The sequence below is a fragment of the Prevotella sp. khp1 genome (genome assembly GCF_900102205.1).
GTDB classification, from domain to species: Bacteria; Bacteroidota; Bacteroidia; order Bacteroidales; family Bacteroidaceae; genus Prevotella; species Prevotella ruminicola.
Genome location: NZ_FNJZ01000001.1, coordinates 49,150 through 60,693, shown reverse-complemented (window position 1 = coordinate 60,693; position 11,544 = coordinate 49,150). Strand labels below are relative to the sequence as shown.

Below are 11,544 nucleotides of genomic sequence, written 5' to 3'. Positions count from 1 at the left end.
CTAATTGATGCTAGTAGTAGCTACAGGCAGACTACTCTTCACACTCACCTGCACCTTACCCTTCTTATGGGTGCTACGTACCACGATGATGGCACGACCTTTAAAAGTAGTGGCGCGTGGCGATGTCTTTATTTCGCGGTCCTTCAGGTCGGCAGAGGCAAAAGCCATCAGCGTGGCCTGGCCCTTTACAATAGCCTCGCAGGGGATAGCAGCATCAGGACATACCCTACCCTCTTTATCCACCACCTCGACGGTGATATAGGCCAGCGACTGCCCGTCGGCAGTCAACTTGGTGCGGTCGGCTGTCAGGCGCAGACGGGCAGGCTCACCGGCAGTGGCCAGCGTAACAGTCTCATCACCAGCCTCAGCCCGCAAGGTGCCAGCCTCGTAAGGCAACGTAAACACAGCCTTAAACTCTGTATCGCGGCTCACCTTCTTCGTGCCCACCAGTTGGTCGTTCAGATAGAGTTTCACCTCGGGCGCCTTGGTATATACCTCTACATCGATGGGCTTACCTTCCCAGCCAGCCCAGTTCCAGCTCTCCCATGTGGGCCATACGCTCCAAGAGGTTTCATATATCTTACCATGATAGCCATTGGGCTCCTTCACTGCCATGTAGAGTGGTTCATTATCATTCCACAGCATACTGCGGTAATGGCTGATGGGGCGACGCCAGCCGGTCATATCCACATCACCGCAGCAGGCGCCGTGCCAATCGGGTTGTCCGCCTTCGGCATAGCTCTCGCCTGGGCGCTCACCCTCATAGTAGTAGCGACCGATGCCCGACTCTCCCAAATAGTCGAGACCTGTCCATACCATATCACCAATCACATAAGGATAATCATGCACGGTAGCCCAGTTGCGGAAAGCCCCACGTGGATAGCTCTCAGTCTGCCACATCACGCGCTTGGGGTCGCGCTTATGGTCAGTAGTATGCTTGAATATCATGTAGTTATAGCCTGCAATATCCAGCACCTCAAAGTGTGGGTCGTAAATCTCCCAATCGCGATCCCAGGCACAGAGGGCCTCGGTCACAGGACGTGTCTTGTCGCACTCCAGCACAGCAGCCTTCAACTTTCGAGCAGTGGTTACCACAGCTATCTCCTTGCGCTCTATCACCTCGTTGCCGATGCTCCATGAGATGATGCTGGGGTGATTGCGGTCGCGCATCACCATGGCATGGATATCCTCACGATAGCATGAATCGATGAGTGTAGAATAGTCATAGGGTTTCTTGGCTGTGCGCCAACCATCGAAAGCCTCTCCGATAACCAGCATACCCAACGAGTCGCAGGCATCCAGGAAAGCACGTGTTGTGGGGTTATGACTGGTACGAATCAGATTGAACCCGGCAGCCTTCATCAGGCGCACCTTACGTATCTCTGCGTCATCGAAAGCCATGGCTCCTATCACACCGTCGTCGTGGTGCACGCAGGCACCATTCAACAGCATGGGCTTGCCGTTAAGCACAAATCCTTTCTCAGTATCGTAGCTGAACGAGCGCACGCCAAATTTTGTTGAGCATGGAGAATTCTGTGTTGAGAGCTTAGTGTTAACAGTATAGAGATAGGGATCCTGGGGTGACCAGAGATGGGGATTCTGGATGGTATAGCTAAAGCATACCGACTTACTCTCGCCTGCCTGGAGCTCCACCTGCTGTTGCTTGCCTTCCACTTCTACAATGGCCTGACCGGCGTTAGCAGCCTCGTTCTGCACCGTCACTTCTACATTCACTGTGGCTTCTTTAGTCGATATGTTGCTCGTGGTAACAAACACGCCGTTCTCGGCGATGTGCAGGAGTGGCATCGTCTGCAGCCACACGTGACGATAAATACCAGAACCAGAATACCAGCGACAGTTCACCTGCTGACTATTATCAACCTTCACCACCACTTCGTTCAGGCGCTTGTCCTTATATAAATAAGGTGTCACATCCACGGTGAAGGGGGTATAGCCATAGGCATGCTGCCCAGCTTTCTGTCCATTCACAAACACCTCGGCACGCTGATACACACCCTCGAAGTGTAATTTCACCAACTCACCCTTAGGAGTAGCAAAAGCCTTACGATACTCCCCCTTGCCAGCGGGGAACCATCCGCCGTCGGTACCCGTGGCACCGGTTTCAGGATTAGAGGCATACGAGATGTCCCAATCGTGAGGTAGGTTTACACTGATGATCTTGCCATCGTGGCTGAAATGCCAGCCATTGTCGAATAGTTGCTGTGTCTGTGCCTGGGCACACATACATGCTCCCAACAGCACAGCACATAAAGTTAGTTTTTTCATTTTAAGTTATTGTTTTTTAAATAAAAGAATTACTCTTCCATCAGTTTACGGTATCGGGCGCGTTTAGGCTCCTCTAAGCCTAAGCGCTGGGCCTTGTTACTCTCGTACTCGCTGTAGTTACCCTCGAAGTAGAACACATTTCCTTCGCCCTCGAAAGCCAGGATGTGTGTACAGATACGATCCAGGAACCAACGGTCGTGACTGATGATCACTGCACAACCGGCAAAAGCCTCCAGACCTTCCTCGAGCGCACGCAGGGTGTTCACGTCGATATCGTTGGTAGGCTCGTCGAGCAACAGCACGTTGCCTTCCTGCTTCAGCGCGATGGCCAGATGCAGACGGTTACGCTCACCTCCCGACAGTACGCCGCATTTCTTCTCCTGATCGGCACCACTGAAGTTGAATCGGCTCAGATAGGCGCGCACATTCACGTCCTTGCCCCCCATGCGGATAGTCTCATTACCCTGACTCACTACTTCATATACCGATTTGTTTGGGTCGATATCTTTATGCTGCTGATCCACATAGCTCAACTTCACTGTTTCGCCTACTGAGAACTGACCTGCATCGGGCTGATCCAACCCCATGATGAGTCGGAACAGCGTGGTTTTACCCGCACCGTTAGGACCAATCACACCCACAATACCATTTGGTGGCAGGTTGAAGTTCAGATCGGTAAACAATGTTTTCTCGGGGAACGACTTAGCTACGTGCTCAGCCTCGATCACCTTATTACCCAGACGAGGTCCGTTAGGAATAAAGATTTCCAGCTTCTCTTCCTTCTGCTTCTGCTCCTCGTTCAGCATCATCTCGTACGAGTTCAGACGGGCTTTACCCTTAGCGTGACGGGCCTTAGGCGCCATACGTACCCACTCCAACTCGCGCTCCAGAGTCTTGCGACGCTTCGAAGCCGATTTCTCTTCCTGTGCCAAACGCTGACTCTTCTGCTCCAGCCAGCTTGAGTAGTTACCCTTCCAGGGGATACCCTCGCCGCGATCCAGTTCCAGAATCCACTCAGCCACATCATCCAGGAAGTAACGGTCGTGCGTAACGGCAATCACCGTACCCTCGTACTGCTGCAGGTGCTGCTCCAACCAATCGATACTCTCAGCATCCAGATGGTTGGTAGGCTCATCGAGCAACAACACATCAGGCTTCTGCAGCAACAAGCGGCACAAAGCCACACGACGGCGCTCACCACCCGAGAGGTTTTTCACGCTCCAATCACCAGGAGGACAGTTCAGCGCAGCCATCGCGCGATCCAGCTTCGAGTCCATATTCCAGGCATCGGTAGCGTCGATGATATCCTGCAGTTCAGCCTGACGCTGCATCAGCTTATCCATCTTATCGGCATCCTCGTAATATTCTGGAAATCCGAACTTTACGTTTATCTCGTCGTACTCGGCCAGCGCATCGTACACGTGCTGCACGCCTTCCATCACGTTCTCCTTTACCGTTTTCTCCTCGTTCAAAGGTGGTTCCTGTGGCAGATAACCCACACTGTAACCCGGGCTCCACACCACGTTTCCCTGATACTGCTGATCCAGTCCGGCGATAATCTTCATCAACGTAGATTTACCGGCACCATTCAAACCGATGATACCAATCTTAGCGCCATAGAAAAAGCTCAGGTAGATGTTTTTGAGTACTTGTTTCTGATTTTGCTGGATAGTTTTGCTCACGCCAACCATCGAGAAAATCACTTTCTTGTCGTCAACTGTTGCCATATTGATTTATTGATTTTTGTTATTTGGCGCAAATTTACTAAAAATCCTTGAATTGTGCTTTGTTTTCGGCAAATTTCTTTGCCAAACAGATTATTTTGCCTATTTTTGCACCTAACAAACATTAATTATTTAGGTTATGGTAAAGCATATTATTCTTTGGACATTGAATCCAGAACTGAGTGAAGAGGAGAAGCAGACCGTTAAGGCAGGTATCAAGGCTGGTCTTGAGGGATTGGTAGGTAAGGTACCCGGACTGCTTGATGTTAAGGTTCATATCGATGGCCGTCTGGCTTCATCAAATGCCGACGTGATGCTCGACAGCACGCTCGAAAGCGAAGAAGCGCTGAAGGGCTATGCCGTTCACCCCGAGCATGTAGCCGTAGCCAACGGCAAGGTTCGTCCTTACACCGTTCAGCGCTCCTGCCTCGATTTCGAGATCTAAACCATATTCTGTGGTTTTCCGCTAATAAAGCAACGTACATTTTCGGTTGCTACCTGTATCAGTCGCACTCTTGCTTCGGTGCTTGCCCAAGCAATGTGCGGCGTGATATAAGCGTTGGGCTGCTTCTGCAGTTTATTATCAGCAGCAGGCGGTTCAACGGTCATCACATCAGCACAGAAGGCACCCAGGCGTCCTTCTTCCAGCGCTTCAGCCACAGCATCGTCGTCAATCAGCGGTCCGCGACCGGTATTAATCAGGATGGCCGATGGCTTCATCTTCTTCAGACTCTCTTTATTAATAAGGTGACGCGTGCTGTCGGTTAACGGACAGTGCAGCGACAGCACATCGCTGGTAGCCAACAACTCATCCAGATTTACTTTCTCGATACCGGCTGGCAGCACCTCTTTACTGCTCAGCGCCTTTACCTTCATACCGAAAGCCAGCGCAATCTGGGCCACACGCATACCGATATTTCCCAAACCTACAATGCCGAATGTCTTACCGGCCAGCTCGGTCAGTGGGGCATCCCAGTAGCAGAAGTCCTTACTCCTACTCCACTTGCCCTCGCGGTTCTGCTGGGCATAATGCTCTGTTCGGTTAGTTACCGTAAGCAGATGCGAGAACACCATCTGTGCCACGCTCTCGGTGCTGTAAGCCGGCACGTTGGTTACCACAATGTCGCGCTCGTGTGCCGCCTTGATATCCACCACGTTGTAGCCTGTTGCCAGCACGCCGATATACTTCAGCTTGGGCAACTGTGCCATCACCTCGCTGGTTATCAGCACCTTGTTGGTTAACACCACGTCGGCCTCGGCCGCACGTACTACCGTCTCCTGGGGCGCCGTACGCTCATACACCGTAACATCGCCCAACTTCTCCAGCTCGTTCCACGACAAATCGCCAGGATTAGCTGTGTACCCGTCAAGAATTACTATTTTCATTGTTGTGTTAGAATTTGGTGCAAAGATACAATTTTTTTTTGTAATTTGCCAGAAAAGAATTAATTTTGCACCCGAAATGGAAAAATTTGAAGAACAATTACGTAATGATCTGCACCAGTTTCTGCAGAGTTTGAACGAGGTAGATGAGCGCCTGCCCGAGTGCCCCGATGTAGAAGACAAGTGGGAGGAGATAGCCAAGGCTTATATCCCCGATGGCATTCGCGAGTTCCAGGCTTATCCTTCGGCCTCGTTGGGTTGGATGATGTATATCGGTCTGGCCGTAGCCAAGATGTGGGATACCGAATGGGAGATCTACTCGAAGGTAGAAGACCTGTATGCTTACATGCGCGACAAGCGCGGCTACGATGCAATGGACGAATACATCCGTGAGGAAGTACTCCTGCTGCAGGGCGACGATTACAGCGCTCTTGAAAAACTTACCGGCGAGTGCGCCCAGCGTGTTTACAACGCACTGATGCACCAGCACCTGGAGCCCGGCACTAAAGAGGCTTTCAATGGTTATGTGAGCTGTCTGCACCAGCTTTACCTGATGGGAGCCGCCATTCAGCTTAAGCGCATGGGTTATCACATGACCAAGGTGCAGTAAGCCCTACGCCCGCTTGCTGATAACAACAAAAAATAAGCCCCGCCGATTGGCGAGGCTTAAATTTTAATATCTCAAGTAAATAAATTACTTTTTGTTCAGGGCGAGGTCGATAGCAACTGCTACAGAAACAGTAGCACCTACCATTGGGTTGTTACCCATACCCAGGAATCCCATCATCTCAACGTGTGCAGGTACTGATGAAGAACCAGCGAACTGAGCGTCAGAGTGCATACGACCCATGGTGTCGGTCATACCGTAAGAAGCAGGACCAGCAGCCATGTTATCTGGGTGCAGAGTACGACCGGTACCACCACCAGAAGCTACTGAGAAGTAAGGCTTACCAGCGAGTACGCGCTCCTTCTTGTAAGTACCAGCTACTGGGTGCTGGAAACGTGTTGGGTTTGTAGAGTTACCAGTGATTGATACATCTACGTTCTCCTTCCACAGGATAGCTACACCCTCACGTACGTCGTCAGCGCCATAGCACTTAACCTTCAGACGGCTTGGGTTGTTACCATAAGGAACCTCCTTAACCACGTTCAGATCACCAGTGAAGTAATCGAACTTAGTCTGTACGTATGTGAAACCGTTGATACGGCTGATGATCTGAGCAGCGTCCTTACCAAGACCGTTCAGGATAACGCGCAGAGGATTCTTACGAACCTTGTTAGCCATCTCAGCAATCTTGATAGCACCCTCAGCAGCAGCGAAGCTCTCGTGACCAGCGAGGAAAGCGAAGCACTCAGTCTCCTCACGGAGCAGACGAGCGGCGAGGTTACCGTGACCGATACCTACCTTACGATCGTCGGCTACTGATCCGGGGATACAGAAGCTCTGCAGACCGATACCGATGGCCTCAGCAGCCTCGGCAGCAGTCTTAACGCCCTTCTTGATGGCGATAGCAGCACCACAAACATATGCCCATTTAGCGTTCTCGAAACAGATCAGCTGTGTGTCCTCACACATCTGATATGGATCGATACCAGCCTTTTCACAAATCTCATTGGCCTCCTCGATAGAGTTGATGCCATTCTCCTTCAGAGCAGCAAGAACCTGGTTGATACGGCGCTCCTGACTCTCAAACTGTACTTTTCTAATCATTGTCGTATCCTCCTATTATTCTTTACGTGGATCAATTGCCTTAACTGCACCCTGCTCCTCGGTTGTACGACCGTAAGAACCAGTGAACTTCTTCATAGCCTCGTTAGCGTCCATACCGTTCTTGATGGCCTCCATCATCTTGCCGAGGTGTACATACTCGTAACCGCAAACCTCGTTGTTAGCGTCGAGGTACTGCTTTGTGATGTAACCCTCAGTGAGCTCGAGGTAACGTGTACCCTTAGCAACGGTGCCATAAAGTGTACCAGTCTGTGAGCGAAGACCCTTACCGAGGTCCTCAAGACCAGCGCCGATAGCCAGACCGCCCTCAGAGAAAGCACTCTGTGTACGTCCGTAAACAATCTGCAGGAAGAGCTCGCGCATAGCGGTGTTGATAGCATCGCAAACGAGGTCGGTGTTCAGAGCCTCGAGGATGGTCTTACCAGGCAGAATCTCAGAAGCCATAGCAGCTGAGTGAGTCATACCAGTACATCCGATGGTCTCAACAAGAGCCTCCTGGATAACACCGTCCTTAACGTTCAGGCTCAGCTTGCAGGCACCCTGCTGAGGTGCGCACCAGCCAATACCGTGGGTGTAACCAGAAATTTCCTTGATTTCCTTTACTGCTACCCATTTGCCCTCCTCGGGGATAGGTGCAGGTCCATGGTAAGCGCCCTTACAAACGCTACACATGTTCTCCACTTCTTTTGAATAAATCATTGATAATAAAACATTTAAATGTTAAACAACTTAATATATCCTTCTTTTTGACCTACAAAATTACTCCAATTATTTGATATTACCATTTTTAGGGTCTATCATTTAGGAATTATTAACCAACTAGCAGGTTTACAGACCTCTATACTTCAGGAAACCCGAAGCGTCGGGGTTCTTCATGCCAGTAAAGTCGGTAAACATCTCCATCTGGTCCTTGGTGTTACCGCGGCTCAGCACCTTCATTCGGAAGGCATCGCCGGTCTCGGGTTTCAAGGCGCCCAACTTCTCAAAGGTATCGGCCACGTTGCAGGCCAGCACCTCGGTCCACAGATAGCTGTAGTAGCCGGCAGCATAACCTCCGCCCCAAACGTGGTTGAAGTAAGAAGTGCTGTAGCGTGGTGGAATCTGGGTATCGTAAAGACCGATCTTCTTCAGCGCGTCGATTTCGAACTGCGCAGCGTCGTCGGCTGTAGGTATCTCGTTTACTGAAAGATGGTGCCAAGCCAGATCCAGACAAGTAGCAGCCAGGTTCTCGCCCAGGGCGTAGGCTGTTTGGAAGTTAATGCTCTTCAGCATCTTCTCCTTCAGGTCGGCAGGCATAGGCTCACCGGTAACAGCGTGCTTGGCGTAGTGGTCGAAGATCTCAGGAATCGAGGCAAAGCTCTCGTTAAACTGCGATGGCATCTCCACAAAGTCGCGAGCCACAGCGGTACCGCTCAGGGTGTTGTAATAACAGTTAGAGAGCATACCGTGCAGGGCGTGACCAAACTCATGGAACAGTGTTGTTACCTCGTCCCAGGTAATCAGCGTGGGCTGACCCTCGGGAGCCTTGGCATAGTTGGTTACATTATATATAATAGGCAACTGCTGGCGCAAGCCGCTCTGCTTGGCAAAAGCGCTCATCCAGGCACCGCCGCGCTTGGTGGGGCGGCGATAAGGATCGCTATAGAACAAAGCCAGCATTTTTCCATTCTTATCGCGTACCTCAAACACCTTCATGTCGGGGTGATAAGTAGGCACATCCTTGCGCTGCACGAAGTTCAAACCGTAAACACGATGAGCAGCGTAGAACACACCGTTCACAATCACGCTGTCGATGTTAAAGTAAGGTTTTACTTCGTCGTCGCTCAGGTTCAGCATCTCCTGCTTCATCTTAGCCGAATAGTAGAAACGGTCGTAAGGCTGCAGCTTGAAGTTGGGTCCCATCTCCTTGCGGGCAAACTCCTCGATGGCCTTGGTCTCGGCCTGGGCCTTTGGTGTGTACTCAGCAATCAGCTGCTTCAGGAAGTTGTACACATTGTCAGAGTTTTTAGCCATCGTACGCTCCAGCGAGTACGAGGCGTAGTTCTTATAGCCCATCAGCTCGGCCTTCTCGGCGCGCAGCTTAGCAATCTCAACTACCAGGGGGAAGGTGTTGTACTGATCAGAGCCGTCGGCACGATGACGTGAAGCCTCGAACACACGGCGACGCAGATCGCGGTTTTCCAAGCTGCTCAGGATAGCCTGCTGGGTAGTGTTTACTATCACGATAGCGTAAGGAGCCTTACCTCCACGAGTCTCGGCATCCTTCTTGCACTGGGCAATATCAGCATCGCTCAAGCCCTTCAGCTCGTCCTTGCTATACACCCAAACCACAGCGTTGTTGGTAGCAGCGGGCAGCATGTCGCCCCACTGCTGCTGCAGCTCCGATATACGCATATTAATCTGCATCATGCGCTCCATCTTGGCATCATCCAGCAGAGCACCCGAACGTACAAAACCCTTATATACCACCTCGGTCAGGCGCTTGTCCTCGCCCTTCAGGTTCTTGTACTCGTTGTTGTAAACATATTTCACACGCTTAAACAGTGCCTTGTTGAACGAGATCTCGTTCTCCAGCTCAGTCAGCAGCGGTGTCGACTTCTTCTCAGCCTCGGCAATGGCGGGCGTCTTGTGTGCGCTGGCCAGTCCCTCGGCTACGTTCAGCCATTTGTCAAGCTCCAGTCCGCTCTTCTCCAACGCCAGGATGGTGTTCTTGAAGGTAGGCTTCTGCTTGTTGCTTACAATCTTGTTGATCTCCTGTCGTTTCAGCTTGATAGCCTTCTCGATGGCAGGCAGGTAGTCGGTTTCCTTAATCTTGCTGAAATCGGGTGCGCCCTTAGGCAGTCCGTCAGCGGCAAAAGTTGGCAGCATCACAGCTGCGATACTCATCGTCATGAGTGTTCTTTTAAAATTCATATCCATTAATGTTAGTTTATAAAGTAAAGTCTATTTATTTGAGTGTGGCAGGTGGAACTTATACTGGTTGGTCATCACCTCCTTCACGGTGTTAATCTCCAGGAACTTGGTGCCACCACCCTCGCCTACGTTTCCACTCAGGTAGGCAATCTTATCAGCATCCTGCACATAACCCTTCTGGCGCAGCATGCGTACAGCCGCATGGAACAGCACCTCGTTGTCGATATGCTCCTTCTGATATACAGGGATTACACCATATGAAAGATTCAGCAGACGCTGCAGTTTATCGTTGTAGCAGATAGCCAGCACGGGGTTAGGACCACGGAAGGCAGCCAGGTTGCGAGCGGTGTCGCCCGAGCTGGCGTCGGTGATGATACCCTTCACACCCAGCTTTTCGGTAGCCTCGATAGCCGAGTGAGCCATAAACTCGCGGATGTCGCATGTTGGTGACAGGGGCACCTCGATGTCGTTCTCGCGCATCTTGTCCTTCTCAGCCTGTTCGGCGATAGCGGCCATGGTGCGAACGGCCTCTACAGGATACTTTCCGCTGGCAGTCTCGCCCGACAGCATCAGTGCATCGGTACGATAGTAGATAGCATTAGCAATATCAGTAACCTCGGCGCGTGTGGGGCGTGGGTTATTAATCATGGTGTGCAGCATCTGTGTAGCAACGATTACAGGCTTCTTAGCGCGTACGCACTTGCGGATAATCTGTCGCTGGATACCAGGAATACGCTCGATGGGCACCTCGATACCCAGGTCGCCACGTGCAATCATGATACCGTACGAAGCCTCGATAATCTCGTCGATATTGTCCACACCCTCCTGGTTCTCGATTTTCGAGATAATCTTGATGTCGCTGTTGTAGGCATCCAAGATAGCCTGCACGGCACGCACGTCGGCAGCCGAGCGCACAAAGCTGTGAGCAATAAAGTCGATGTCCTGGTCGATGGCCAGTTTAATATTCTTGCGGTCCTTCTCGGTCAGCGTAGGCAGTGCGATATGAACGCCGGGCACGTTTACGCTCTTGTGCGAACCCAGCACACCGTCGTTCTGCACCTGAGCGATCACAGCTGGACCGTTGATACCGATCACCTTCATGTCGAGTGCACCGTCGTCGAACAGGATATGGCAACCCTCGTGTACGTCGGCAGCAAAGTCGGCATACGACAGGTTAATGATGTCGTGTGTGGTATCCATTTCGGGGCGACCGAAAATCTTCACCACATCACCTGTTTTATAGGCGATGGGCTCTGGGCATCCGGTGGTACGCACCTCAGGACCCTTGGTATCGATAAGGATACCAATGTGGTGGCTCACGCTACGCACATTATTAATTATGTTTTTAATACCCTGTTCATCGGCATGCGCCGTGTTCATTCTCACTACATTCATGCCTGCCTCGAAGAGACTGCGGATGAAATCCTGATCACATCTTCTGTCACTAATGCTAGCTACAATTTTTGTCTGCTTCATGTTATTTTTCCTTCATTTTGTGGTGCAAAGATA

Annotated in this window: 9 protein-coding genes; 2 read left to right on the top strand and 7 right to left on the bottom strand. The window is 51.2% G+C overall.

Going from position 1 to position 11,544, the window contains the following annotated elements:
• Positions 1 to 2,286, bottom strand: coding sequence for a glycoside hydrolase family 2 TIM barrel-domain containing protein (locus tag BLR73_RS00275; RefSeq protein WP_091857810.1), 2,286 nt, complete (start codon positions 2,284 to 2,286; stop codon positions 1 to 3).
• Positions 2,287 to 2,315: 29 nt separating this feature from the next.
• The gene (ettA, locus tag BLR73_RS00270; protein ID WP_091857806.1) at positions 2,316 to 4,013 is read right to left on the bottom strand and encodes an energy-dependent translational throttle protein EttA; all 1,698 of its coding nucleotides are present in this window, start codon (positions 4,011 to 4,013) and stop codon (positions 2,316 to 2,318) included.
• Between the two features lie 136 nt (positions 4,014 to 4,149).
• Here ettA and BLR73_RS00265 point away from each other — a divergent pair, with 136 nt between their 5' ends.
• Complete coding sequence (locus BLR73_RS00265; RefSeq protein ID WP_013065314.1) at positions 4,150 to 4,455, top strand: Dabb family protein; 306 nt, start codon at positions 4,150 to 4,152, stop codon at positions 4,453 to 4,455.
• Here the strand turns inward: BLR73_RS00265 and BLR73_RS00260 are convergent.
• Positions 4,452 to 5,396 carry a D-2-hydroxyacid dehydrogenase gene (locus BLR73_RS00260; protein WP_041385626.1) on the bottom strand — a complete coding sequence of 315 codons (945 nt, stop codon included), beginning with the start codon at positions 5,394 to 5,396 and terminating at the stop codon, positions 4,452 to 4,454. The two genes, BLR73_RS00265 and BLR73_RS00260, sit on opposite strands and share 4 nt — an antisense overlap.
• A 76-nt stretch (positions 5,397 to 5,472) precedes the next feature.
• Here BLR73_RS00260 and BLR73_RS00255 point away from each other — a divergent pair, with 76 nt between their 5' ends.
• Entirely contained in the window at positions 5,473 to 6,003 is a 531-nt protein-coding gene (locus tag BLR73_RS00255; RefSeq protein ID WP_033151332.1) for a hypothetical protein, read from the top strand.
• Between the two features lie 84 nt (positions 6,004 to 6,087).
• Here the strand turns inward: BLR73_RS00255 and BLR73_RS00250 are convergent, their stop codons facing one another.
• From BLR73_RS00250 to pyk, 4 genes are all read right to left on the bottom strand, one after another.
• Positions 6,088 to 7,104, bottom strand: coding sequence for a GGGtGRT protein (locus BLR73_RS00250; RefSeq protein ID WP_013063070.1), 1,017 nt, complete (start codon positions 7,102 to 7,104; stop codon positions 6,088 to 6,090).
• 15 nt (positions 7,105 to 7,119) lie between these two features.
• Positions 7,120 to 7,821, bottom strand: coding sequence for an iron-sulfur cluster assembly scaffold protein (locus BLR73_RS00245; protein ID WP_013065322.1), 702 nt, complete (start codon positions 7,819 to 7,821; stop codon positions 7,120 to 7,122).
• 129 nt (positions 7,822 to 7,950) lie between these two features.
• Positions 7,951 to 10,041 carry a M3 family metallopeptidase gene (locus BLR73_RS00240; RefSeq protein ID WP_091857803.1) on the bottom strand — a complete coding sequence of 697 codons (2,091 nt, stop codon included), beginning with the start codon at positions 10,039 to 10,041 and terminating at the stop codon, positions 7,951 to 7,953.
• Positions 10,042 to 10,065: 24 nt separating this feature from the next.
• Positions 10,066 to 11,511 (bottom strand): pyruvate kinase, encoded by a 1,446-nt coding sequence (gene pyk / locus BLR73_RS00235; protein ID WP_074760883.1) that lies wholly within the window; start codon positions 11,509 to 11,511, stop codon positions 10,066 to 10,068.
• Positions 11,512 to 11,544: the final 33 nt, after the last annotated feature.